22 protein-coding genes are annotated in these 25,928 nt (G+C 59.9%); 3 read left to right on the forward strand and 19 right to left on the reverse strand.

Annotated elements, in window-relative coordinates; translation table 11 throughout:
- Positions 1 to 5 precede the first annotated feature (5 nt).
- From NYR50_RS08905 to NYR50_RS08930, 6 genes are all read right to left on the reverse strand, one after another.
- Positions 6 to 872 carry an outer membrane protein assembly factor BamD gene (locus tag NYR50_RS08905; RefSeq protein ID WP_010972044.1) on the reverse strand — a complete coding sequence of 289 codons (867 nt, stop codon included), beginning with the start codon at positions 870 to 872 and terminating at the stop codon, positions 6 to 8.
- Between the two features lie 234 nt (positions 873 to 1,106).
- Positions 1,107 to 2,063 carry a UDP-3-O-acyl-N-acetylglucosamine deacetylase gene (gene lpxC / locus NYR50_RS08910; protein WP_418135682.1) on the reverse strand — a complete coding sequence of 319 codons (957 nt, stop codon included), beginning with the start codon at positions 2,061 to 2,063 and terminating at the stop codon, positions 1,107 to 1,109.
- 270 nt (positions 2,064 to 2,333) lie between these two features.
- Complete coding sequence (gene ftsZ / locus NYR50_RS08915) at positions 2,334 to 4,085, reverse strand: cell division protein FtsZ (RefSeq protein WP_418135683.1); 1,752 nt, start codon at positions 4,083 to 4,085, stop codon at positions 2,334 to 2,336.
- A 92-nt stretch (positions 4,086 to 4,177) separates the two neighbouring features.
- Positions 4,178 to 5,509, reverse strand: coding sequence for a cell division protein FtsA (gene ftsA, locus NYR50_RS08920; protein WP_004442783.1), 1,332 nt, complete (start codon positions 5,507 to 5,509; stop codon positions 4,178 to 4,180).
- A complete protein-coding gene (locus NYR50_RS08925; protein ID WP_418135684.1) occupies positions 5,506 to 6,438 on the reverse strand; it encodes a cell division protein FtsQ/DivIB in 933 nt (310 codons plus the stop codon). The genes ftsA and NYR50_RS08925 overlap by 4 nt, the downstream gene beginning before the upstream one ends.
- A complete protein-coding gene (locus tag NYR50_RS08930) occupies positions 6,426 to 7,352 on the reverse strand; it encodes a D-alanine--D-alanine ligase (protein WP_418137275.1) in 927 nt (308 codons plus the stop codon). Before NYR50_RS08930 ends, NYR50_RS08925 begins: the two co-directional genes overlap by 13 nt.
- 533 nt (positions 7,353 to 7,885) lie before the next feature.
- Between NYR50_RS08930 and NYR50_RS08935 the strand changes: the two genes are divergently transcribed.
- The gene (locus NYR50_RS08935; protein ID WP_174008871.1) at positions 7,886 to 9,190 is read left to right on the forward strand and encodes an MFS transporter; all 1,305 of its coding nucleotides are present in this window, start codon (positions 7,886 to 7,888) and stop codon (positions 9,188 to 9,190) included.
- 69 nt (positions 9,191 to 9,259) lie between these two features.
- Here NYR50_RS08935 and NYR50_RS08940 read toward each other — a convergent pair whose 3' ends face one another.
- The 13 genes from NYR50_RS08940 to mraZ form a co-directional block, all read right to left on the reverse strand.
- Positions 9,260 to 10,069, reverse strand: a complete 810-nt coding sequence (locus NYR50_RS08940; protein ID WP_418135685.1) for a GGDEF domain-containing protein — start codon at positions 10,067 to 10,069, stop codon at positions 9,260 to 9,262.
- Between the two features lie 200 nt (positions 10,070 to 10,269).
- Positions 10,270 to 11,235: a UDP-N-acetylmuramate dehydrogenase gene (murB, locus tag NYR50_RS08945; protein WP_418135686.1), complete on the reverse strand. Its 966-nt coding sequence runs from the start codon at positions 11,233 to 11,235 to the stop codon at positions 10,270 to 10,272.
- The gene (murC, locus tag NYR50_RS08950; RefSeq protein WP_418135687.1) at positions 11,232 to 12,647 is read right to left on the reverse strand and encodes a UDP-N-acetylmuramate--L-alanine ligase; all 1,416 of its coding nucleotides are present in this window, start codon (positions 12,645 to 12,647) and stop codon (positions 11,232 to 11,234) included. Before murC ends, murB begins: the two co-directional genes overlap by 4 nt.
- A complete protein-coding gene (gene murG, locus NYR50_RS08955; RefSeq protein ID WP_092770949.1) occupies positions 12,644 to 13,780 on the reverse strand; it encodes an undecaprenyldiphospho-muramoylpentapeptide beta-N-acetylglucosaminyltransferase in 1,137 nt (378 codons plus the stop codon). The genes murC and murG overlap by 4 nt, the downstream gene beginning before the upstream one ends.
- A 6-nt stretch (positions 13,781 to 13,786) precedes the next feature.
- Entirely contained in the window at positions 13,787 to 14,941 is a 1,155-nt protein-coding gene (gene ftsW / locus NYR50_RS08960) for a putative lipid II flippase FtsW (RefSeq protein ID WP_010972054.1), read from the reverse strand.
- A gap of 4 nt (positions 14,942 to 14,945) precedes the next feature.
- Complete coding sequence (gene murD, locus NYR50_RS08965) at positions 14,946 to 16,355, reverse strand: UDP-N-acetylmuramoyl-L-alanine--D-glutamate ligase (RefSeq protein ID WP_418135688.1); 1,410 nt, start codon at positions 16,353 to 16,355, stop codon at positions 14,946 to 14,948.
- Between the two features lie 3 nt (positions 16,356 to 16,358).
- The gene (gene mraY / locus NYR50_RS08970) at positions 16,359 to 17,459 is read right to left on the reverse strand and encodes a phospho-N-acetylmuramoyl-pentapeptide-transferase (protein ID WP_006310449.1); all 1,101 of its coding nucleotides are present in this window, start codon (positions 17,457 to 17,459) and stop codon (positions 16,359 to 16,361) included.
- A gap of 23 nt (positions 17,460 to 17,482) precedes the next feature.
- A complete protein-coding gene (locus NYR50_RS08975; RefSeq protein WP_092770943.1) occupies positions 17,483 to 18,916 on the reverse strand; it encodes a UDP-N-acetylmuramoylalanyl-D-glutamyl-2,6-diaminopimelate--D-alanyl-D-alanine ligase in 1,434 nt (477 codons plus the stop codon).
- Positions 18,913 to 20,382, reverse strand: coding sequence for a UDP-N-acetylmuramoyl-L-alanyl-D-glutamate--2,6-diaminopimelate ligase (locus NYR50_RS08980; protein ID WP_418135689.1), 1,470 nt, complete (start codon positions 20,380 to 20,382; stop codon positions 18,913 to 18,915). Before NYR50_RS08980 ends, NYR50_RS08975 begins: the two co-directional genes overlap by 4 nt.
- A 57-nt stretch (positions 20,383 to 20,439) precedes the next feature.
- Positions 20,440 to 22,182, reverse strand: coding sequence for a peptidoglycan D,D-transpeptidase FtsI family protein (locus tag NYR50_RS08985; protein ID WP_080824687.1), 1,743 nt, complete (start codon positions 22,180 to 22,182; stop codon positions 20,440 to 20,442).
- The gene (ftsL, locus tag NYR50_RS08990) at positions 22,182 to 22,742 is read right to left on the reverse strand and encodes a cell division protein FtsL (RefSeq protein ID WP_080807861.1); all 561 of its coding nucleotides are present in this window, start codon (positions 22,740 to 22,742) and stop codon (positions 22,182 to 22,184) included. The genes NYR50_RS08985 and ftsL overlap by 1 nt, the downstream gene beginning before the upstream one ends.
- Position 22,743: 1 nt before the next feature.
- On the reverse strand, positions 22,744 to 23,769 hold the full coding sequence (gene rsmH, locus NYR50_RS08995) for a 16S rRNA (cytosine(1402)-N(4))-methyltransferase RsmH (protein ID WP_418135690.1): 1,026 nt from the start codon (positions 23,767 to 23,769) through the stop codon (positions 22,744 to 22,746).
- Between the two features lie 14 nt (positions 23,770 to 23,783).
- The gene (gene mraZ / locus NYR50_RS09000) at positions 23,784 to 24,224 is read right to left on the reverse strand and encodes a division/cell wall cluster transcriptional repressor MraZ (protein WP_418135691.1); all 441 of its coding nucleotides are present in this window, start codon (positions 24,222 to 24,224) and stop codon (positions 23,784 to 23,786) included.
- 695 nt (positions 24,225 to 24,919) lie between these two features.
- Here mraZ and NYR50_RS09005 point away from each other — a divergent pair.
- Positions 24,920 to 25,321, forward strand: a complete 402-nt coding sequence (locus NYR50_RS09005) for a DUF350 domain-containing protein (RefSeq protein WP_010972060.1) — start codon at positions 24,920 to 24,922, stop codon at positions 25,319 to 25,321.
- Between the two features lie 9 nt (positions 25,322 to 25,330).
- A complete protein-coding gene (locus NYR50_RS09010; RefSeq protein ID WP_418135692.1) occupies positions 25,331 to 25,927 on the forward strand; it encodes a DUF1190 domain-containing protein in 597 nt (198 codons plus the stop codon).
- The last annotated feature ends 1 nt before the right edge of the window (position 25,928 follow it).

Raw genomic sequence — 25,928 nt, forward strand, 5'->3', positions numbered from 1 at the left:
CCGTCTCAGGCGCCGATGAGCTTCTTGCCGGCGCGCGAAATCCAGGACCCCTTGTTTTCTCGCGGCTCCAGGCCTTGGCCCTTCAGCAGCTTGTAGGAATCTGCATACCATTGGCTGTCGGGATAGTTGTTGCCGAGAACGGCGGCCGCGGTCTGCGCTTCGTCCACCAGGCCCATGGCGTAATAGGCTTCGGTCAGACGCGCCAGCGCTTCCTCGATCTGGTTGGTGTTCTGGTACTGCTCGACGACGATGCGGAAGCGCGAAACGGCGGCGAGATATTCCTTGCGCTCAAGGTAATAACGACCGACCTGCATTTCACGGCCGGCGAGCTGGTCGCGGGCGAAACGAATCTTGGCCTGTGCATCGGCGACATATTCCGAAGACGGATAGTCGTTGACGACCTTGTTCATCGCTTCGATCGTCCGTTGCGCGGCGCGCTGGTCCTGCGTCACGTCGGAAATCTGCTTCGAATAGGCAAGGCCGATCATGTACTGAACATAGGCGGCATCCTTGGAGCGCGGATACTGACGCAGGAAACGGCTGCCGGACGTGATGGCCACATCGTTCTTGTTGGTGCGCGTGGCAATGAATGTCTGCATGACAAGCGCCTTCTGGCCCCACTCGGTGAAGGGGTACTGCTTGTCGATCGCCTCGAACTTGCGTGAGGCTTCCGTCATGTTGCCGGCGTTCATGTTGGCAAGCCCCTGCTTGTACAGAACGTCAGGCGGATCGGTCTCGACGCCGAGCTTGGTAATGTCGATATCCGGATCGGACTGGCAGGCCGTGACGACGACACTTGCGCCGACCAACATCAACGAAACGGCGATCCCCCGCATCGTACCCTTCATTGCACCAGACCCTACATGCTTCATTCGACAGTTCCCACTTCCCGCGCAAATACATAAGCATCGGCTTTGCACTGGCGTTCTAGCCATAAAAGCATCCGCAGGGCAACGCAATGATGACGCATTAACGCATTTTTATGGCATCGGCCCATGCAATCGCACGATTATCGGGCGATAACATGCAACTTCCTGCCCCGCCTCACAAAAAAGCCGCTCCAAGGGGAGCGGCTTTTTCTGTCAATTGATAGCCTGCAAATAAATTTACGCAGACCAGGGTGCAAATTCCGGCATGTTGACCGCCACGAATTCGCGGGCGCGAACCTGATTGCGGGCAGCCGGCGCTTCCACGATCTCATAGGCCGAAGGGTCGCTCAGCAGCGCCTTCAGTGCATTCGCGTTGACCTTGTGGCCGCCGCGATAGGAGCGGTAGCAGCCGATGAACTGCGCACCGGCAAGTGCCAGGTCGCCCACGGCGTCCAGCGTCTTGTGACGGACGAATTCGTCCTTGGCGTAACGCAGGCCTTCCATGTTGATGACGCTGTTGTCGTCGGAGATGACGACCGAATTCTCAAGCGAGGAACCGAGCGCATAACCGGCGGCCCACAGACGCTCCACGTCACGCATGAAGCCGAAAGTGCGGGCACGCGACAGTTCATTCTTGAACGTCTCTGCCGTCAGATCACCCTTCCAGGACTGCCTGCCGATCAGTGGCGTGTCGAAATCGATATCGACCTCGAAACGCGTACCGTCATAAGGGCGGAAATCAGCCCAGGACGCACCCGAATCGATGCGCACCGGCTTGGTGACGCGGATGTAACGGCGCTTCACACCAAGATTCTTGATGCCGACCGATTCGATCGCCTCGATGAAAGGAGCGGAACTGCCATCCATGATCGGCGCTTCAGGACCGTCGACTTCAACGATGAGGTTGTCGAGGCCCATGGCGTAGATGGCGGCCATGACGTGTTCGATCGTCGCCACTGACTGGGATAGTGAACGGCCAAGCACGGTGCACAGATCGGTATTGCCGACATTGGCCGAAACCGCCTTCAGCTCAGTGACGCTGCCATTGTCGTGAAGGCGCTGAAACAGAATGCCCGTTCCGGCTTCCGCGGGCTGGAACGTCATCGACACCGGGTTGCCGGAATGCACGCCAATGCCTTTAAGCTGAACAGCATGTGCGATAGTTGTCTGAAATCCGAGCAGTCCGATGGTCATGCGTCTATGCCTTGTTTTGCAAACCGCGCCGTTTGAGCCAGCGCCGTTCAAGTTTTCAAGCCGGTTTTGGCAACCGGCCAAGTCCGTATTTTCCCTTACCCAGCCTCATACATACGCACATGAAGGTGCCACGACAAATCACTGTTCGTTTCGGATTGTTACATGCACAAGCCATTGAAAATGCAAATTAATTTAGTATTAATAACGTAAAATAAACAAAACGCCCGGATCGTGAGATCCGGGCGTTTCGAAGGGCGTATGGAATCGCCTTTAGTTGGACTGGCGGCGCAGGAAGGCCGGGATTTCCAGCTGATCGTCGTCGTGATGGCTGGACGAGGAAGGCGTCGCACGGCCGTGGTCGTCAAGCTGGCCACGACGCGGTGCGTAGAGGCTGGCTTCCGGCGAAAGCGGCGCGCGGCGCTGCGGCGCCATGCTCGGCGCATCCATCATGTCGGAGGGAACTTCCTCCTCTTCGCGGCGACCAAGCGAGTTGGTGATGCGCTTCAGAAGACCCATCGGGCCACGCTCTTCCTGTGCAACCGGAGTAGCGCGATCACGGTGATCCATCTCGGCCTTCACGACCGGCGGAAAGTCTTCGACCTTCGGCATGCGTACCGGCTCGGGCTGGCGGGCAACCGGAGCAGGCTCCTGATAGACTGGAGCCTGCGGCTGCTGCATGCGCGGTGCCGGAGCGGCAACCTGTTCCGGAGCGTGGTAGACCGGTGCCTGAGCAACCGGCGCCGGAGCAGCCTGCTGCACCGGCTGGGCCGGACGAAGAGCCGCCGGCGCTTCAGCCGGGGACGATGCGAACAGCTTGCTCTGCGGACGGAAGTCCTGAGACGGCTGCTGGTGTGCGGCAAAACCGAGTTCGCGTTCCATTTCAGCTTCCGCCGAACGGATGGTCTGGGCGATCTGGTCTACGGTCTTTGGTGCCTGCGATACTGCATGTGCAGGCTGAACTGCGGCCGGAGCGGGAGCAACGGCCGCGGAAGGACGGATAAGCGGCTTGGCGGCAGCAGCGCGCATTTCGGCAACGTTCTGTTCTCCGATGCCGGCAACGCGGTCGATGCCGGTGGCGACGACGGAGACGCGGATGAGGCCTTCAAGAGCTTCGTCGAAGGTCGCGCCGAGGATGATGTTGGCATCCGGATCGACTTCTTCGCGAATACGGGTCGCCGCTTCGTCGACTTCGAACAGGGTGAGGTCGCGACCGCCGGTGATGGAGATCAGCAGGCCCTGTGCGCCCTTCATCGAGGTTTCGTCGAGCAGCGGGTTGGCGATTGCCGCTTCCGCAGCCTGCATCGCGCGGCCCGGACCGGACGCCTCGCCGGTGCCCATCATCGCGCGGCCCATTTCACGCATGACCGAGCGAACGTCGGCGAAGTCGAGGTTGATGAGACCTTCCTTCACCATCAGATCGGTGATGCAGGCAACGCCGGAATAGAGAACCTGGTCGGCCATGGCGAAGGCGTCGGCGAAGGTCGTCTTGTCGTTGGCAATGCGGAAGAGGTTCTGGTTCGGAATGACGATCAGCGTATCGACGGACTTCTGCAGTTCCTCGATGCCCTGTTCGGCCAGACGCATGCGGCGGCCGCCTTCGAAGTGGAAAGGCTTGGTGACGACGCCAACCGTCAGGATGCCCTTGTTGCGGGCAGCCTGTGCGACAACGGGTGCAGCACCGGTGCCGGTGCCGCCGCCCATGCCGGCGGTGACGAAGCACATGTGGGTGCCGTTCAGGTGATCGATGATCTCGTCGATGCATTCTTCAGCGGCAGCGCGGCCGACTTCCGGCTGGGAACCGGCGCCGAGACCCTCGGTGACGTTGACGCCGAGCTGGATGACCCGATCTGCCTTCGTCATGGTCAGAGCCTGCGCATCCGTGTTGGCGACGACGAAGTCGACGCCCTGGAGGCCAGCCGTGATCATGTTGTTGACAGCGTTACCGCCGCCACCGCCTACACCGAAAACGGTAATGCGTGGCTTCAGCTCGGTGATATCAGGCTTTTGCAGCTGTATCGTCATTTTACCATTCCTTCTTTCTCTGGCCGCATCGCCCCGCTGGCCGATTCTTGAAAACTCAACTCAGAAACCTCCGGCTTTCGCCTTGAGGCCACTCAAAAACTCTCTTTAAGCCATTGCCCTACCCGGGCGATCCGGCCGCTACCGTTGCCAAACGGCGAAAACATTCCGCCTTGCGCCGCATGAATTTCGATGTCCGCCACCTGCGGATAGATCATCAGTCCGCAGGCGGTTGAAAATGCCGGTCCCTTGGCCGCTACCGGAAGACCGGCCACGCCCATGGGGCGGCCGATACGAACGTTGCGGGCGAGAATGCGCCGTGCCGTTTCCGGCAGCCCCGTCAGCTGGCTTGCGCCGCCGGTCAGGACAACGCGTTTGCCGACGATGGGGCTGAAGCCGGACTTCTGGATACGATCACGGATCAATTCCAGGGTCTCTTCGATACGCGCCCGCACGATGCGGGTAACAAGGGCTCTTGAAACTTGCGATGGTTGATCGCGATCATCTTCGCCAATCGGCGGGATCGAAATCATGTCGCGCTCATCCGCGCCATTCAGCAAAGCCGAACCATGCACCACCTTCAGTCTCTCCGCATCTTCGATTCGTGTCGAGAGGCCTCGTGCAAGATCTGTCGTAACGTGATGGCCGCCAAGGCCGATCGCGTCGGTATGAATGAGACGGCCTTCGGCGAAAACCGAGATCGTCGTGGTGCCGCCGCCCATGTCGATGGCTGCACAGCCAAGCTCGACTTCATCGTCGACAAGCGCCGCAAGACCGCTGGCATAGGGCGTTGCCACCATGCCCTCGACCGAAAGATGCGCGCGGTTGACGCAAAGCTCAAGGTTCTTCAGCGCCGTGCGCTCCACGGTCACCACATGCATGTCGACGCCGAGAAGATCGCCATACATCGACAGCGGATCGCGGATACCGCGCTCGCCATCCAGCGAATAACCCGTCGGCAGCGAATGCAGGATAGCCCGGTCCTGGCGCATGGACTGCTGGCTTGCCGCCACCAGAACCTTGCGCAGGTCGCTTGCTTCCACTTCCTGTCCGCCGAGATCGATGCTCGCGGTGTAGATATCGCTCGCCAGCCGCCCGGCCGAAACATTGACGATCAGGCTGTCGACGGTCAGGCCCGCCATACGCTCGGCCGCATCAACCGAAAGACGGATCACGCCTTCGAGTGCGTCGAGATCGGCGATCACGCCGGATTTCACGCCGCGCGAGCGCTGATGGCCGATGCCGATGATTTCGACCTTGTGGGTGCGGCCCGGCAGAATTTCGCTTTCCTGGCGCGGCGTCAGCCGGCCGATCATGCAGACGACCTTGGTCGAGCCGATGTCGAGTACGGAGACGATGTGGCTGCGCTTGGAAGAAAGCGGCTTCAGACGAGGCAGGCCGAAATGGGAAGAACCAAAAAAGCTCATGTGTTCTTCTCCGCTTTCTTGAGTGCCTTCGTGCGTGCATCTACCGCGGTCTGGCGGCGTTCGGCAGCGCCTTCGGTCAACTGGATCGTGGTGCGGTCCGTCAGTCTGAGGTCCACCGCTGCGACATCGCGCGACAGCACCTTTTCCTCGAGATCGAACCGCGCCAGCAATTGCAGCGCCTGCGGCAGGTTTTCTTCCGGCAGCTTGACGACGATGCCGTTGTCGAGATGCAGATCCCAGCGGCGGCCGGCAATGCGAACATAGGCGCGGACGCGGTTGCGGATTTCCGGCCAGTCGGCCAGTTGCGCGACGAAACCGGCAGCACCCGTTTCCGCGTCACGTCCGACGAACAGCGGCAGGGCGGCAAATTTATTGTCACGCAGCGGCGCGATAACACTGCCGCTCTTTTCGATCAGCGACAGTTCCGTGCCGTGCTGCCAGATGCCGAAGGCCTGGCGTTCCTTCAGGCGAACTTCCACCGTCTTCGGATAGACCTTGCGGATATCGACGTCTTCCACCCAGGGAAGCTGAACGAGCTTGCGGCGTGCCGCATCGATATCAAGCGCAATCAGCGAGGTGCTGCCATCAAGGCCGAGAAGCTGGAAGACTTCGATTTCCGAAGTCTGCAGATTGCCGGAGACTTTCACGTCCTCAACCGCGAAACCGGCGGCCGAGGTCGTCGTCTGGGTGACGATATTGGTGTGGCCACCGAGCGACATGCCGTAAAGCCCGATCATCGCGTAAAAGGCGACGGCCGAAATCGTGCCGGTATGGGCGGGAATATGAATGCGTCCGGTCGCAAGGCTGACACCGAAACGCACGAAGCGACGCAGCGGACGCGGCAGCACCCTGCGATCGTCGGCATTGGCCGTCGCCGCGTATTGCTCGCGCTTTTTTGCCGTCGACTTTTTGCCGGTCACCGCAAACACGAAGCGTCCTCCACCATCCAGCTGACAAGGTCACCAAAGGAGCGGCCAGCATGGGCCGCCATTTCCGGCACCAGGGAGGTCGGCGTCATGCCCGGCTGCGTATTCACTTCAAGCCAGATAACTTCGCCATCTTCTGAGAAGCGGTCGTCGTAACGAAAGTCTGAACGGCTTACGCCACGGCACCCGATCGCCTGATGCGCCATAACCGCCAATGTTTGAATCTTTTGGTAAATTTTCGGTGAAATTTCTGCGGGAATGACATGTTTCGAGCCACCAGCAGCGTATTTCGCGTCATAATCATAGAAATTGTGACCCAGCGGCACCACTTCGGTAACGCCCAGCGCTTCGCCGTCCAGCACGCCACAGGTCAGTTCGCGCCCATGGATATAACGCTCGACCATGACCTGATCGCCATAACGCCATTCCGACGAGGTAAGGATTTGCGGCGGATGCGACTGGTCTTCCTTGACGATGACGACGCCGAAGCTCGAACCTTCGCGCACCGGCTTCACCACATAGGGCGGCGCGAGCGGATGTTCGCTGGTGAAATCGAAGCGGTTCATGACGCGCTCGGCAGCAACCGGGATGCCGGCGGCGGCAGCAACTTTCTTGGCCTGCGCCTTGTCCATGGCAAGGGCGGACGCCAGCACGCCGGAATGGGTATAGGGAATGGCCAGATATTCGAGGATGCCCTGAATGGTGCCGTCTTCACCGAAGGGGCCATGCAGGGCGTTAAAGGCGACATCCGGGCGCAGTTCATCGAGTACGGCGGCGACATCGCGCCCCACATCAACGCGGGTGACCTTGTAGCCCTCGCCCTCAAGAGCAAGCGCGCAGGCGTTGCCCGACGAGAGGCTGACCGGCCGCTCCGACGAAAATCCACCCAAAAGAACAGCTACGTGCTTGCCGCCCATCGAACCCTCTGACACCAACTCTCCGTTACGAACCATGTCCGAACCGACCGAATGAAACGGACGGTGATTCTGGCACATGATCCTTGAGATCAGTTAAACGCCATTAAGGTTAATGAATCGTTTACTTTCGTTAACCGCCGCGTCCAACATGCCGAGTTCCGTTAAAGAATCAGCATCGATCCCGATTACCTCCTTGGAATCAGAGAGTTGCACCGATTGCAACATGCAGGTTTTGAATGGTCGGAAATAAAATCGGCGCGAAGCCGTCTTCCACTGCCGATAAAGGCAAGAGACAAACGTTAACGGCGCGCGTTTTTCCACGGCTAAATCATCTGGCCTTTCAGCGTTTTAAATCCGGAGCCTGAATCAGTCTCTCAAACGCTGAACGACAACATGCACCAAGCGAATGCGCCTGCGGTCACATTATCTGCATTATTTCTTTTTAAGCATTTCAAAAGAACAAAAATTGCGTTAACGCAGTCCTCGCCTCCCAAGGGCAAGACATTCCAATCATCCGAAATGGAACCCAAACCATGACTGACGCGATATCTCGGGTATCGTCGACAGCTGGCAATTCGAACGCTGTAAAGACAAATTCGCCTGCACGAGTTCTCACTGCCAGCCTGGTCGGCACGACCATCGAGTTTTTCGATTTTTACGTTTACGCCACGGCCGCGGTGCTCGTGTTTCCGGCCCTGTTCTTCCCGAACAGCGACCCGACGACGGCGCTTCTGGCATCCTTCGCCACCTTCTCCATCGCCTTTTTCGCCCGCCCGCTCGGCGCGGTGGTTTTCGGCCATTATGGTGACCGCGTCGGCCGCAAGGCGACGCTTGTCGCAGCTCTGCTCACCATGGGCGTGTCGACGGTCGTGATCGGCCTTCTGCCGACCTATGAGACGGCTGGCGTTCTGGCGCCGCTGCTGCTCGCGCTTTGCCGCTTCGGCCAGGGTTTTGGCCTTGGCGGAGAATGGGGCGGCGCAGTGTTGCTGGCCACGGAAAATGCCCCGCCCGGCAAACGCAGCTGGTACGGCATGTTCCCACAGCTCGGAGCACCCGTCGGTCTGTTCCTCTCCTCCGGCGTCTTCTGGATTCTGCTTCACTTCATGTCGCAGGAAGCGCTCTTAAGCTGGGGCTGGCGCATTCCCTTCGTCGCTTCGATCATCCTGATTGCGGTTGGCATGTGGGTTCGCCTGTCGATCACTGAAACGCCCGACTTCCAGAAAGCGATCGAAAAGGAAGAACGTGTGGCCGTGCCGATTGCGGAACTGTTCCGCAACCACAAGCGCAGCCTCGTGCTCGGCACCTTCGTGGCGCTGGCCACCTTCGTGCTGTTCTATATCGGCACTGCCTATCTGCTGTCTTACAACGTCAAGGTTTTGAAAATCCCGTTCCTCGACGCGCTGGAAGTTCAGATTCTCGGCTCCATCGTCTTCGGCATCTTCATCCCCGTCGCCGGCAAGCTCGCCGAGAAATTCGGCCGTCGTGAAGTCCTGATCGTGACGACGATACTGATCGGCCTGTTCTCCTTCCTGCTGCCCAGCCTGATGACGGGCGGCGAAGGCTCGATCTTCGTCTTCGCGGCTCTGGCGATGATGCTGATGGGCATGACCTACGGCCTGATCGGCACGGCGCTTGCAGCCCCCTTCCCGACCCGCGTGCGCTACACCGGCTCGTCCATCACCTTCAACATGGCCGGCATCTTCGGCGCATCGCTGGCGCCTTACATCGCCACATGGCTGCAGGTGAATTACGGCATGGGTTATGTGGGTTATTACCTCTGCATCTCCGCCCTCATCACGCTGGCCTGCATTTTTCTGTCCCGCAAGGACGAAGTCTGATCTGACGCCATCGACGTCAAAAAGCCCGCGAAACCATCGTTTCGCGGGCTTTTCCTTGTCTATTTCTGCTTAAGCCACCGCCTGGCGCCGCTCGACATGACCGCTCATGCAAACGCGATTGCGTCCTCCGCCCTTGGCCCGATAAAGCGCGAGATCGGCATTGTGCATGACCTTGTCGAAGATTTCGGCGTCGCCGCGGAAGGCGACGCCAATGGAAATCGTCACCGTAATTCGCAGATCCTGATACTCCACCGGCGTCGTCTCGATCGCCGCACGAACCCTTTCGCACATCTGCAGAAACGCGAGCGGGCTGGTTTCCTGCACGACGACGAACTCCTCGCCACCCAGGCGGGCGACATGAGCGGGAGGCTCGAAATGCTCCCTGATCCGGCGGGCAACGCTTGCGATGACGAGATCACCAACGAGATGGCTATACCCGTCGTTCACCGCTTTGAAATGATCGATATCGAGAAAGGCGACGCAATATTCACTGCCGAGTTCGGCGCATGCCGCATAAAGGCCTAGCCGGTTGCTAAGTCCAGTCAGCGCGTCCGTATGACTAAGATGCAGGAAGCGTTCGTGGGATTGGACGAGAATTTGCACTTCCCTTGCATTCAGCCAGCAGACCAGCAACGTCACCGTAAACGCAACAGTTCCGCCGAGTGTCACCGCCAACATGATCCCGTTGAAGAGATCGGTCACGAGCCCGAACTGCGCGAGAAGCGTCAGGCCACCCGTGCACATCACGATGACAATGAGCGTCACGAGAAAAGCGATACGAATGGAGAATTCAAGCGGCTCGAGCCGTCGACGGCCCTCCACTGTGGCGACCGAAAAGCTCATCATCTCGATCGGTTTTTTCCAAAGACCCAACATCATGCTCAAAGGCACCCAGATCACGTATTTCCGTTAGTATTTCCTAATAAAAAACAATATAAAATTCAAAAACGAGACCTCGACCGGGCCGATCAAGTATTTACCTCAGAAGATAGAGTAAAAAACATTGATCGACCGTTACGATACACGTAACAGTCGATCAAAAGCAAAATTTTCTTGTAATAAGCAGCATCCACCGGGGCTTACGCCCCGAGGAACGGCTCCACTTCACGGCCCGGCATGAAGAGGCCAAGGCGCTTGATTTCCCATTCCAGCCGGATACCCGACTTCTCGAACACGCGCCTGCGGATGGTCTCGCCCAGATATTCCAGATCGTAACCGGTCGCATGGCCGGTATTGATCATGAAATTGCAATGCAGCGACGACATCTGCGCGCCGCCGATGACCAGGCCACGGCCACCCGCTTCGTCGATCAGTTCCCAGGCGGAATGACCTTCGGGATTCTTGAAGGTGGAACCACCGGTCTGTTCGCGGATCGGCTGCACGGTCTCGCGGTGATGCCGCACGGCGTCCATATCCGCACGGATCTTCGCCTTGTCTTCCGGGTAACCCTCAAACAGTGCGCCGGTGAATATCAGGCCCGCATCGGCGCCGGAATGACGATAGCTGTAATCCATATCCGCATTGGAGAGGACATGCTGGTTGCCCTGACGATCGACCGCATAAACCTCGACCACACGCTCGCGCGTCTCACCGCCATTGGCGCCCGCATTCATGCGCAGCGCACCACCGATGGAGCCGGGAATGCCGTAATAGAAATGAAAACCGCCAATGCCATTATCCATGGCCATCGCCGCAATATGCTTGTCCGGGCAGATCGCGCCGGCCTTGATGCGGTTTTCGCCCGCAAGCTCCACCGAGCCGAAGCCTTTGGCGGACAGACGCACGACAACGCCCGGAATGCCGCCATCACGCACCAAAAGGTTCGAGCCGACGCCGACCACGGTCAACGGCACGTCTTCCGGCAGAATTTTCAGGAAGGCAATCAGATCATCCGTGTCGTGCGGCTGGAACATCACCTCCGCAAGACCGCCGGCTCTGAACCACGTCACGCGGTCCATGGGCGCATCCGGTGTCAGACGTCCCCGCAATTCATTTACCCCGTCGCCGAGCCTCCCCAGCAATTTAACCCCATCGACCTGTCTCATTCAGACTTTCCTGATATGCTCTTCAATTCCGAAGGCAGCGCTGCTGCCCATTGTGTGATATTTCCAGCCCCCAAGAGAACCACAAAATCACCCGGATTCGCAATGGCTGCGACCTGCGACGCAAGGTCTTCCCGTTTTTCGAGGAAACGGGCATCGCGGTGACCGGCGGCCTTGATGGCTGAAACCAGCGCTTCCGAGCTTGCACCTTCAATCGGATCTTCGCCCGCAGCATAGACCGGGGCAAGAAGAATCGTATCGGCATCGTTGAAACAATGGGCGAAATCGTCAAACAGGCTGGAAAGACGGCTGTAGCGGTGCGGTTGGTGCACGGCGATGATGCGACCTTTGCAGGCTTCCCGCGCCGCCGCCAGCACGGCCTTGATCTCAACCGGATGATGGCCGTAATCGTCGAAGACCTGCACGCCATTGGCTTCGCCCGTCAGCGTGAAGCGACGCTTGACACCGGCAAAGGAGGCAAGTCCCTTCTTGATGTCGGCTTCCGAAATACCGAGACGATTGGCAACGGCAATCGCCGCCGTTGCATTGGACACATTGTGGCGTCCGGGCATCGGCAGGACGAGGTCCTCGAAGGAGAATATCTTGCCGGTGCGGCGACGACGGATTTCCACGTCGAAGATCGACCGCGTGCCGTCGATGCGGACATTCGAGAACCGCACGTCGGCTTGCGGGTTTTCGCCATAGGTGATGACCTTGCGGTCCTCGATCCGGCCGACCAGCGCCTGAACCTCTGGATGATCGAGACACATGACGCCGAAACCGTAGAACGGCACATTCTCGACAAACTGCCGGAAGGCCGCGCGCACGGCGTCGAAATTGCCGTAATGGTCCAGATGTTCCGGATCGATGTTCGTGATGACAGCCACATCGGCCGGCAGCTTCAGGAAGGTGCCGTCGGATTCGTCAGCCTCCACCACCATCCACTCACCCTCGCCCATGCGGGCATTGGTGCCATAGGCATTGATGATGCCGCCATTGATGACGGTTGGGTCGAGATTGCCGGCTTCGAGCAGCGTCGCGACCATGGAGGTCGTCGTTGTCTTGCCGTGGGTGCCGCCAATGGCGATGGCATTACGGAAACGCATCAACTCGGCCAGCATTTCGGCACGGCGAACGATCGGCAGGTGCTTTTCGCGGGCGGCGATGAGTTCCGGGTTGTTCTTCTTGATCGCGGTCGAAACGACCACGACCTCGGCATCACCGAGATTGTCAGCCGTGTGGCCGACAAAAACCTCGATGCCCTTGTCGCGCAGGCGCTGCACATTGGCGCTGTCGGCCTGATCCGACCCCTGAACGCGGTGGCCGAGATTGTGAAGCACTTCGGCAATGCCGCTCATGCCGATCCCGCCTATGCCGATGAAATGCACAAGGCCTATGGCTTTCGGCATCTTCATGCCCCAACTCCTTCATTCTTCTTCTTGAATTCCTGTACGGAACGGCCTTCGGCAATCGCCTCGACCAGATCGGCCAGCACATCCGCCGCATGCGGTTTTCCGGTCGCCTTGGCCGCTGCTGCCGTTGCCGAAAGACGATCCGGCTCGGCAAGCGCCGATGACAACAGGCTGGAAAGCTTCTGCGGCGACAGTTCCGCCTGCTTGATGACGCTTGCCCCGCCGGCTGCCGAAAGTGCGGCAGCATTCGCCGCCTGATCATGGTCCAGCGCATGCGGATAGGGAACGAGGATCGACGGACGGCCAATCACCGAGAGCTCCGATACAGTCGAGGCGCCCGAGCGGCTGATGACGAGATCGGCCTCACCGATGCGCGAGGCCATATCGCCGAAGAAGGGCGAAACGTCAGCCTTCACGCCAAGCTTCTGGTAGGAGGCGATAACGCTGTCCTTGTCTTCAGGGCGCGCCTGCTGGGTCACGACGATACGTTTGCGCTGCTCGTCCTTCATCAGGCAGATCGCTGCCGGAACGGCGCTGGAAAAGAACTGCGCGCCCTGGCTGCCGCCGAAAACCACAAGCTGGAAGGTCTCGCCCGTCTGCGAAGGCGTATAGGGAATTTCAGATGCCGCCAGCACCGCCGGGCGCACCGGATTGCCGGTCGCAACCGTCTTCTCCGAATATTGGCCGTTGGCGGGCGGCAGGAAGCCGCCGGCAATCGCCTTCACGCGGGCAGCGAGCGCCTTGTTGGCGCGGCCCATAACCGCATTCTGCTCGTGAATGATCGAGGGGACGCCAAGCCCGGTCGAGGCCAGCAGCGGCGGCACGGTGGGATAACCGCCGAAACCGACAACTGCGACCGGCTTCAGTTTCGTCACCAGCCGGCGCGCGGTGCGCAGGCCCACCCACAGCTTCCAGAGCGACCGCACGACCGAAATCGGATTTTTCGAGCCGATGGTGGCTGAAGGCACGACGTGAATTTCATCGGCCGGGAACTTGCCGGCATAACGTTCGGCGCGGCTGTCGGTGACGAGATGCACCTGATAACCGCGCGCCTTCAGCGTATGCGCCAGGGCTTCCGCCGGAAACACATGGCCGCCGGTTCCACCGGCGGCGAGAAGAACAATACCCTTGCTCATGATCGTTTACTCCGCAGGAACGCCGGAACCGACCCGGAAGAAGCTGCGCTCCTGCGCCCGCTTTTCAGGTCTGTGGCGTGTCAGCGCCAGAAGGAAGCCAGCCGTGACGCAAATCGCCATCATCGACGAACCGCCATAGGAAATCAGCGGCAACGTCATGCCCTTGGCGGGCATCAGCTCCAGATTAACGCCGATATTGATCATCGACTGCATGCCGATTTGAAGGACCAGACCGGCCACTGCAAAACGGCAGAAATCGTCCTTTTCCTTAAAGGCGTGGGAGAGGCCGCGCAGCACGATGAAGGCGAAGATCGCAACGAGGAACATGCAGAATATAATGCCGAATTCTTCCGCCGCCACCGAGAAGATGAAGTCGGTATGGCTGTCTGGAATGATGCGCTTGACGATGCCCTCGCCCGGTCCACGACCGAACCAGTCACCGCGAATGATCGCCTCGCGCGCGGTATCCACCTGGAACGTATCGCCCTCACCCGTCCAGAACCGGTCGATACGGCCTGCGACGTGCGGCAACATGAGATAGGCGGTCACGATGCCGCCGACACCAAGACCACCGAGCATGATGATCCAGAACCACGGCACGCCCGCCATGAAGAACATGCCGCCCCAGACCACCGATGTCAGGATCGTCTGACCAAAGTCCGGCTGGGCGATCAGAAGTGCCGCCACGATGCCGAAGGTGATGATGGCGAAGAGATTGCCCGGAATTTCAGGATGGCGCGCCCGCTCAGCAAAGAGCCATGCACAGACAATGACGAAGGCCGGCTTCATGAATTCCGAAGGCTGGATCGAGAAAGTACCGATGGAAATCCAGCGCCGCGCGCCCTTGACCTCGATGCCGAAGAACAGCGCAAAGATCATCATCAACAGTGCGGCAATCAGCATGATGACCGCCACACGCCTGACCTGCCGGGGTGACAGGAAAGAAAGGCCGACCATGATTGCCAGCGACGGCACCATGAACATCGCCTGACGTTCGACGAAGAAGAAGCTGTTGAGACCGATACGCTCGGCAACCGCAGGCGACGCTGCGAAGGACAGCATCAGGCCGATGCCCATCAGCGCGACAAACGCCGCCAGAAAGAAACGGTCGATGGTCCAGAACCACTCCGCGACCGGACCGCGATCAACTCGGCTTACCATGGCCTCAGCCCCCTTTTCCAGAGTGAACGAGCATCGTCATGCCATCGAGCGCCGCAACCTGCGCGACGAACGAATCACCTCTGATTTCAAAGTTCTTATATTGATCGAAGCTTGCGCAAGCCGGGGATAACATCACGACATTGCCGGCCGTCGCATCTTTTTCCGCATCCGCCGCGGCATGCTGCACCGCCTTGTCCAGCGTACCGGATATTTCATAAGGCACCGCCTCGCCTAGCGTCGCTGCAAATTCTGCTGCCGCCTCGCCGATCAGATAGGCCTTGGCGATGCGCGGGAAGAGAGGCGACAAGCTGGCGATGCCGCCCGCCTTGGGCAAGCCGCCAGCGATCCAGTAGATGCGGTCGAAGCTCGAAAGTGCGGGCGCTGCCGCATCGGCGTTGGTCGCCTTGCTGTCATTGACGAAAGTGACGTTGCCACGTCGACCGACGGGCTGCATGCGGTGCTTGAGGCCGGGGAAGGACTTGAGACCGGCACGAATTTCCTCTTCTGAAACACCGACGGCAAGGCAGGCAGCAATCGCTGCCGCTGCATTCTGTGCATTGTGGCTGCCGCGCAGGGTCTGGATACCATCAAGATCGACCAGCAGTGAAGACGTGCCGCCATGCGCCCTGAGGATTCGGCTGCCTTCGGCATAGAGACCTTCGGAAACGACGTTCCGCTTGGAGATGCGCTCCACCTTCACGCCGGCCCTCTCGATGCGATCGGCAATCAGCGTCGAATGACTGTCATCCACGCCGACAATCGCAGTGCCGCTGCCGGCCACCAGCCGTTCCTTGACGTCGGCATAATGCTGCATCGTGCCGTGCCGGTCGAGATGGTCAGGCGTCAGATTGAGCAGAATGCCGGCGGTCGGATTGATCGTCGGCGCCAGATCGATCTGGTAGGACGAGCATTCCACCACGTAGAAACGTTGCGCCTTCGGCGGATCGAGGCTCAGCACCGCCGTGCCGATATTGCCGCCGAGCTGCGTATCGCGGCCCGAAGCCTTGAGAATATGGGCGATCAGTGCCGTCGTCGTCGACTTGCCGTTGGTGCCGGTAATCGCGATGAAAGGGCAATCCGGCGCATGGACCCGGCGCTCGCGGATGAAAAGCTCGATATCACCGATCACTTCGACACCGGCCGCCTTCGCAAGGTCCACCGACCAGTGGGGCTTCGGATGCGTCAGGGGCACGCCGGGCGCCAGCACAAAGGAAGAAAAGGAGGACCAGTCAATCGTGTGCAGGTCCGCCGTGGTGATACCTTCTGCCTCAGCCTTCGCCACGCTGTCGGGATTGTCGTCGAAAGCAACGACATCAGCACCACCGGCGACCAGCGCGCGGGCGGTGACGAGACCGGAACCGCCGAGCCCCAAGAGAGCGACTTTCTTACCCCTAAACGACGTGACCGGGATCATCGCTCACCTCAGCTTCAGGGTGGCGAGGCCGAGCAACGCGAGGCCGACGGAAATGATCCAGAAACGGATAACCACCTGGCTTTCCGTCCAGCCCTTTTTCTCGAAATGGTGATGGATCGGCGCCATCAGAAACACGCGGCGGCCGGTGCGTTTGAACCAGAAGACCTGGATGATGACCGACAGCGTTTCCATAACGAATAGACCACCGACGATGACCATGACGATCTCATGCTTGGTGGCGACGGCGATGGAGCCGATCAGACCGCCGAGCGCCAGCGAACCCGTATCGCCCATGAAGATGGCGGCGGGCGGCGCATTGAACCAGAGGAAACCGAGGCCCGCGCCGATGACCGCGCCGACGATGACGGCGAGTTCACCCGTGCCGGGCACGAAATTGATCTGCAGGTAATTGGCAAAAACCGCGTTACCGGCGAGATAGGCGATCACGCCGAAGGTGGCGGCGGCGATCATGACCGGCACGATGGCGAGACCATCGAGGCCATCGGTCAGGTTCACCGCATTACCCGCACCGACGATGACGAAAGCACCGAACAGCACGAAGAAGTAACCGAGATTGATCACGAATTCCTTGAAGAAGGGAAAGGCGATGGAGCTGCCGAGCGTGCCGCCATGCGGTGCGGAGGCAAGCGCCATCTTCATCATGAAGAACACGGCGATCGCCGCAATCAGAAATTCGATGCCGAGACGGGCCTTGCCGGAGAAACCCTTATCGCTCTGCTTCGTCACCTTCAGATAATCGTCGTAAAAGCCGATGGCGCCGAAACCGAGCGTCACCATCAGAACGGCGACGACATAGACGTTGGACAGATCACCCCAGAGCAGCGAACCGCCGAGAATGCCGGCAAGGATCATCAGTCCGCCCATGGTCGGCGTGCCGGCCTTCTTGAAATGCGTCTGCGGCCCGTCGGCGCGGATCGGCTGGCCCTTGCCCTGGCGCACGCGCAGCGAGTTGATGATCGCCGGTCCGAACAGGAACACGATCAACGCAGAGGTGAACATTGCAGCACCCGCCCGGAAGGTGATGTACCGGAAGAGGTTGAACAGTTGAACTTTGTCCGACAGTTCGACGAGCCAGATCAGCATAATTGCCCTTTCAAAAGGCTATTTCAGACTTGGCGTTCCGTCTCGGGGAATGCCGGATACTTGTCAAGCAGGGCGGCGACAATCTTGCCGAAACCAAGCCCAAGTGACGATTTTACCATCAGCGCGTCTCCCGGTTGCACCCATTGCAGGGCAAAATCGGTGAGCTCCGCCGTCGTCGGGAACCAGATGACGGTGACGCTGTCAGGCAGCGCGTCGCGAAGCGCGGCCATGGCCTCGCCCGCGAGCCAGACATGTTCGATACCGGCCGCGAGCAGCGGACCGGCCAGTTCTTCGTGCAATTGCGCCGAAAACTCGCCCATTTCGAGCATATCGCCGAGAACGGCGACGCGGCGGCCGTGACCCTGCGTTTCCGTCTCCGCCAGCACGGCAATCGCCGCACGCATGGAGGCCGGATTGGCATTGTAGCTTTCATCGATCAGCAGGAAGGATCCGCCATTGATCGTCAGGTGGTGGCGCTGGCCACGTCCCTTCACCGCCTCTAGCGTTCCAAGCGCCTCAAACGCACGGTCGAGATTGGCGCCGGTGACGGCAACGGCACCAAGGACCGCCATCGCATTATCAGCAATGTGCCGGCCAGGAATGTTGATGTGCAGCTCGCTGGTTTCGCCGTTGATAATTGCCCAGATCGTCGAACCCGTCGTCGTGCTCTCGAAATCCGCAAGGCGGAAATCAGCCTTGGCGTGCTGGCCGAAGGTGAGGATGTGTTCGATACCCTCCTCCTGCGCCGCCTCTTCGAGCTGCTCGAACTGGGCGTTGTCGCGGTTGAGGATGACGGAGCCGCCATCTTCCACGCCTTCGAAAATTTCGGCCTTCGCGGCAGCGATCTCTTCGATATTCTGGAAATTGCCGAGATGGGCTGCCGCGATGGTGGTGATGATCGCCACATGCGGGCGGACCATCTTTACCAGCGGCCGGATTTCGCCGGAATGGTTCATGCCGATTTCGAAGACACCGAATTCCGTATCGGCTGGCATGCGTGCGAGCGTCAGCGGTACGCCCCAATGGTTGTTGAAGGACGCCACCGCCGCATGCACCCGGCCCGAAGGGGCCAGAGCCTGCCGCAGCATCTCCTTGGTCGTCGTCTTGCCCACCGAACCGGTCACCGCGATGATGCGCGCCGAGGTTCTTTCGCGCGCCGCAAGGGCAAGCTTGCCAAGGGCTGCAAGGACGTCCTCGACCACGATCATCGGCACGGTCAGGCGACCAAGCGCCGGCAGCTTGGCTTCGGCAACCATCAGAAGGCTGGCGCCGTTGGCAACGGCAAAGCTGGTATAGTCATGGCCGTCCACCCGATCACCCTTGATCGCGAAGAAGGCTTCACCCTGTTTGACCGTCCGGCTGTCGATGGAAATGCCGGTGATACCGGTCGGCAGGTTGCCCACGGGGCGGCCTGCCGTGATGGCGATCATGTCGGCGACTGTCCATAACCAGCTCAAATCTTCGATCCTTCCAGCCCTGCCAGTGCAGAGCGCACCTGTTCATGATCGGAAAACGGCAGCGTCACGGAGCCGACGATCTGCCCTTCTTCGTGCCCCTTGCCCGCGACGATCAGCGTATCGCCATGCGACAGCATCGACACCGCATGACGGATCGCCTCTGCCCGATCGCCGATTTCCAACGCGCCGGCTGCCGCCGCCATGACCTCGGAGCGGATCGTTGCGGCATCCTCCGAACGCGGATTATCATCAGTGACGATGACGATGTCGGAAAGACGCGTCGCGACCTCGCCCATGATCGGGCGCTTGCCCTTGTCGCGGTCGCCACCACAACCGAAAACGGTGATGATGCGCCCGGAGGTGAAGGGCCGGACCGAGGTCAGCACGTTTTCCAGCGCATCGGGCTTGTGGGCGTAATCCACATAGGCGAGCGCGCCATTCTTCGTCTGGCCGACGAGTTCCAGCCGGCCGGCAGCGCCAACAAGCTTTTCAAGCGCTTTCAAAGCGGTTGCGGCGGGAACGCCGGTGGACATGGCAAGACCGGCGGCAACAAGCGCGTTCGCAACCTGGAAATCACCGGCCAGGGGAATGTCGACTTCAAAGATGACGCCGTCATGATGCACTTCGATCATCTGCTTGTGACGGAAATGCTCGACACGCTTCAGCGTCAGATATTGACCCTTGCGGCCGACGGTACGCACATCGAGACCCGCTTCGCGCGCCGCCTGGATCGCCTTGTCCGACCAAGGATCGTCGGCAAAGATCACGGCGGGAGCGCCCTTTTCCATCAGCGTATCGAAGAGCCGCATCTTGGCAGCCATATAGTCCTCGATGGTCGGATGGTAATCCATGTGATCGCGGCCGAGATTGGTGAAGCCGGCAGCGGAGAGGTGCACGCCATCAAGACGGCGCTGGTCCAGACCGTGGCTGGACGCCTCCATCGCCGCGTGCGTGACGCCTTCCGCGGCAAGTTCGGCCAGAAGCGCGTGCAGCGTCACCGGATCGGGCGTCGTCAGCGCGCCATAATCCTCGCGGTCGGGAGCGATGACGCCCGTGGTGCCGATCTGTGCCGCGGCATGGCCAGCAAAAGCCCAGATCTGCCGCACGAAGGAGGCAACGGATGTTTTGCCCGCCGTGCCGGTGACGGCAACCATGATATCAGGTTGTTTTCCGTAAAAGCGGGAAGCGGCAAGCGAGAGATAAAGCCGCGGGTCCGTAACCACCAGCACCGGCACGTCGGCTTCTACTGCGTGCCCGGAAACAACGGCGACCGCACCTTTGGCAACCGCGTCCTTCACATAGGCCGCACCATCAGCCTTGGTGCCCGCAACCGCAACGAACAGGCTGCCCGGCGCAGCCTTGCGGCTGTCTGCGGTGATCCCCCCGATTTCGATCCCCCCGATTTCAGACAGGAGCAATTCTTTCAATTCCGGAAACGCATTTCCGGATATATCTCGCAAATTCATCGACTGTGTCCGTCTTGTCCCCCCGGCGCGAATCGCCGGAATATCATAAGCTAACAATCAATAAGACACGAGCAAGGCCGAGCCATCCTTGCCGAACTTCGGCTTCACGCCCAGCACCGCCGCCGTGCGGGTGATGATATCGTGCACCATCGGTGCTGCCGACGTGCCGGCAAGCGCCGCGCCATTGCCCTTGTCCGTCTTCGGCTCATCGATGAAGGACAGCACCACATATTGCGGGTCGTCCATCGGGAAGGCCGACAGGAAGGCGTTGAAGTTCTTGTCGTGCACGTAACGTCCGTTGACGACCTTATCGGCCGTGCCGGTCTTACCGCCGACGTTGAAACCGTCGACACGCGCATTGCGGCCGGAACCATTGACGCCGTTCCATTCGAACAGGAAACGCATGTCCTTGCTGGCGCCCGGTTTCAGAACCTGTTTCGCCACCTGATCCGCCTGTTCGCGGGTGCGCGGCAGGAATGTCGGCTCGATCAGCTTGCCGCCATTGACGAGCGCGGCACCGGCAACCGCCGTCTGCAGCGGTGTCGTGGAAACGCCGTGACCGAAGGAAATGGTGATGGAGTTGATCTTCTTCCATTCGCGCGGCTGCGATGGCAACGCCACTTCCGGCAGTTCGGTCTGCATGCGGGTCAGGAGACCAAGACGCGTCAGGAATTCCTTGTGGCCTTCGGTACCAACGGTGTCGGCGATCTTGGCCGTACCGATGTTCGACGAATACTGGAAGATTTCCGGCACCGAGAGCATGCGGCCCTTGCCGTGGAAGTCCTTGATAGTGAAGCCGCCGATGCGGATCGGATAACGCGCATCGAACATATCACCGAGACGGACGCGCCCCGAATCGAGGCCCATGGCAATCGTGAAGGACTTGAAGGTGGACCCCATTTCGAACGTGCCGTTCGACATGCGGTTGAGCCAGCCTTCCTTGGCGCCTTCGGCCGGGTTGTTCGGATCGTAATCCGGCACAGAGGCCATGGCGAGAACTTCACCGGTATGCACATCCAGAACCACGGCACCCGCACCGATCGCCTGGAACTTGGCGATCGCCGCAGTCACGACTTCACGCACGATGGACTGCACGCGCAGATCGATCGAAAGCTTCACCGGCTCCAGCGGCTGGTCGCTGGTCATGCCGAGCGCCGTCAGATCTGCCAGACCCTGGCTGTCGACGTAACGTTCCATGCCGGCAACGCCGCGATTGTCGATATTGACGTGGCCGACGACATGGGCGGCGGTCGGACCGCCGGGATAAAAGCGGCGCTTTTCCGGGCGGAACCCGACGCCGGGAATGCCGAGCGCCAGAATCTGGCTCTGCTGCTTCGGCGTCAGCTGACGGCGCAGCCACTGGAAGCGCGAATTGGAGGTGAGCTTCTGATAGGTGCCCCGCTGGTCGAGATCAGGCAGCACAGTGCGCAGCTTTTCGATGGCCTCGTCGATATCGACAATGCGATGCGGCTCGGCAAACAGCGAGACGGTGCGGATATCGGTGGCCAGCACCTCGCCGTTGCGGTCGAGGAGATCGGGGCGCGACGCCATCAGCCGGTCTGCGGGCGCGATGCTCGACACCGTTTCCTGTTCCGCCATGCCATATTGCACCAGACGCCCACCGACGACGGCATAAAAGGCAATGAAACCGAAGATGAGAAGACCGACGCGGCTTTTGGCCTGGGCGGCGCGTCTCTTGCGGGCGCCCTCAAAAGCAGCGTGGTCGGTATAGACACCGGTGGTGCTGGCGGAAAAGTGAGCCTTGCTCTTCAGGACCATGACACGGGAAAGGAAAGACATCAGCGGTTCACCGATCCTGTTATGGTTTCATCCATCTCGCCGGTTTCATCGCCAGTGGTGGCGGAGGCAACCGGTACAGGCGCCGGCGCCGGACGTGAAACCCGTGCGCGGGGCGTCGGAACCGGAACGCCATTCACGGCGATCTGACCGGCGGGCGGCGATTTCGGCTTCGAGGCGCCACCGAGCGTGGCGCCCGGCTTGGAACCATTGACGGCGGCAGCAATCACGTCCTCGACGCTCATGCCTTCAGGCTCGGGCGGCTGCGGCAATTGCGAGCGCAGCATGGGAAGCTCGCGCGGCTGCGCCAGTTGCGTCGGCAGCGTCGGCGAAAGGCCAAGCTCGGTCTGATAGGCGTTCACGACACGGTGCAGGCGGTTCGGCTGCGTCAGAAGCGCCCAGTCGGCTCTCAAAAGATCGATCGTATCCTTTTCAAGCTTGATCTCGGCCTCGAGCTTGCGGACCTCCTCAAGCTTCAGATCGGCCTTGTGCTTGATCGAATAGGTCACGACGGCCGCAGCGACCATCACACCCATCAAGATGACATCGAAAGTGCGCAGCATATCAGCCTCCCATCTTTTCAAGGCTGGCGAGATCGGGAAGCTCGAAGATCGAGAAATCCGCGGCCCGCGCCGGTGCGGTGGTGCGCAGGCCGGCACGCAACTTGGCGGAACGGGCCCGCGGATTAAGTTCCGCCTCCTCGTCGCTGGCGGCGATCATCGGCTTGCCGATATTCTCGAAAATGGCCGGCTTGTCCTCAACCATCGGCAGATGCCGGGAACCGGCGGCCTTGCCCGAACGGTCGGAGAAGAATTTCTTGACGATACGGTCTTCCAGCGAATGAAAGGTGACGACGACCAGCCGGCCGCCGGGCTTCAAGGACCGTTCTGCAGCGAACAGCGCCTGCGCCAACTCGCCAAGCTCATCATTGACGAAAACGCGCAGCGCCTGGAACACCCGTGTTGCGGGATGAATCTTGTCCTTCGCCTTGCGTGGCGTGACGATCTCAATGAGACCAGCCAGATCGCGGGTGGTGCGGAAGGGCTCTTCCGCCCGCTTTTTCTCGATGGCGCGGGCAATACGACCCGGCTGCTTTTCCTCACCGAGAAAACCGAAGATACGAATGAGATCGCCAACCTTTGCACGGTTGACGACATCGGCCGCCGAAACACCCGAAGCGGACATGCGCATGTCGAGCGGACCGTTTTTCTGGAAGGAAAAACCGCGCTCGGCCTCGTCGATCTGCATGGAGGAAACGCCGATATCGAGAACAACGCCATCAAGCCCACCCTCGGGAGCATGCCTGGCCAGATCGGAAAATTGCGACTGGATGAGGCTCAACCGACCGCCATTGGCGACAACCATCGCCTCGCCGCCGGCGATTGCTGTCGGATCGCGATCGAGCGCGATGACGTTGGCACCCTGGTCAAGAATGGCCTGGGTATAACCGCCGGCGCCAAAGGTTCCGTCGAGAATGATCTTGCCGGGCGCTGGTTCCAGCGCGGCAATGACTTCGCGAAGCAGGACCGGGATGTGACGCTGAGGTCCGCCATCGGCATCAGAAGATCGCCCGCCAGAATTCGCCGCCATTCCGTGTCCCCGTCCTATGCGGGGCGAGCAGCCGAAAAACCGCGCCCCGCTCTTGCTTCCGCCTGCGCCGCCAGAAACGCATTCGGTTGCCAAAGCTGAAAATGATCCGCCCGTCCGACGAAGGTGACCTCGGTGGAGATGCCGGTGAATTCCCGCACAAAATCCGTCACCATCAATCGACCTTCCTGGTCGAGCTTCATGAAAACACCGCCGCCGTGAACCAGCAGCGACATCGCGTTCGCTTGCCGCGAGAAGGCATCCATGGACGCTATCTGCCGCTCGTAGCGCTCCAGCAGATCCGGACCGCCGACGCTGATTGCCGGAAAGGCGAAATCCTGGAGACAATAAAGCTCCTGAATGTCGCGCCTCGCCAGCACCGAACGAAACGGAGACGGAACCGAAACGCGCCCCTTGGCGTCGATCCTGTTCGTCACGTTCGATAAAAAGCGGTCCATTACTCAACTCGCCAAAACCGCATTCCGCAAAGCGATCCATCCGCTTCACAGACGACACCGGTACGCACGACACATCGCCAAGCGCCAGGGCAAGATGCCCTGCAGCAGCCCCTCGCAGGCTCCTCACTCGTTTCAGCGATTGCGGGTCAAAAACACGACCCAATGTGGTGTGCATTTGGGATATCATGGGACACTATGGGCGTCAATGGGATGAAGCCGGCACGATACCGACTTCGCATCGGAAATTCATAAGCCGTTAAGTTTAACGAATGGTTTACTTCAGGCGCACGGAGGCAGATTCACGGCGCGGGAATGCGCTGTGAAATCAACGTTTCTGTTGTAAAAACAAAGAAATGATTTGGAGCACCGCTCCAACTGCAAAAGGAAAGCAGCCCGACATCACTTACAGCTACACGACCTGTCCTTCATATGACCCGTTTGCATGCAGTCCGACGCCTCGCTGGCCTTCTCGAACAGGAAGACCCAATCTACCACCGTGTATATGTTCCCCGCCTCGATCAACGACGTAATCTTTTCGGGTCGCCCGACACTCGCGGTCATGAAGAAAAAGGAATAGATCACCGGCGGCGCTGATACGGACCACGTTGACATCGAATACGGCCAATGAGAGCTTGACTTTTTAAACTTTCAATTGATTTTATGCTTCTCAAATTGATTTTTATTGAGATATAATGATGACAATATACGCGGCCGGTTTACCCGCATTTCTAAGTTATTTCAGCATCGGTCTGGTGTGTTTTGCGATTTTCTCCACCATTTACACGCGCCTGACACCACACGAAGAAGTTGAGCTCATCAAGGCTGGAAATATTTCGGCGGTGGTCGCCTTTCTAGGCGCCCTGATCGGCTTCAGCCTTCCGCTGGCATCGGCGGCGGCCCATTCGGTCAGCCTTCCCGACTACGTGATCTGGGCAGCGATCGGCCTGCTGGTGCAAGTCCTTGCGTTCTACATCGCCAAGCTCACCATGACCGACCTGCACCTGAAAATTACGGAGGGTAATGTCGCGGCCGGGCTCTGGAGCGGCGGTATCGCCGTGGTCATCGGGACTTTGAACGCCGCCTGCATGGCGTATTGAGGAACAGACATGTATCTGGACGTGACAGAACATCCGCGTCTTGCCCTGGGTACGATTGCAGCGATAGGCCTTTTTATGGCTTTTTCAACCGAGGAAGAGGTGCTCTACACCTCCGTTGACAAGTGCGTCGCCTCAGGAGTTTATCCCAAGGCTTGCCAGGCGGCATCCGAAGACGCCAACCAGCATCACCTCGCCACGGCACCGAGATTTCGCAACATGGTCGCATGCGAAATGGAATATGGTGCGGGTAATTGCGCTCAGCTGAGACAGAACGTCGATTCCGGCAATTCCGGCGGCATGAGCGCCTTCGCCCCTTCACCGGCCGGATTCGTCATGCCCCGATCCGTCGAAAACTTTTCAGACTACAGTGAATATCGTCGCCGTCAGCAAAACAGCGAGTCTGGTTCCGCGGGTGCGATGTCGGCCTATCGAAAACGCAACGGCGACCTCGTCACACCGGACGTGAGTGCCCGCCAACAGAACAACGGCGGAGGCGGAGGCGCTGCAGGAGGCGGCGCGCTGGCCAGTGACGTGAAGACGCTCAACGCCAAAACGAACGTCAAGGGCCGCGGCGGATTCGGCGGCCACTCCTTTTCCGGAAGCTGAC

It is taken from the genome of Agrobacterium sp. El2ro-1b (assembly GCF_048298475.1).
GTDB lineage: Bacteria > Pseudomonadota > Alphaproteobacteria > Rhizobiales > Rhizobiaceae > Agrobacterium > Agrobacterium fabrum.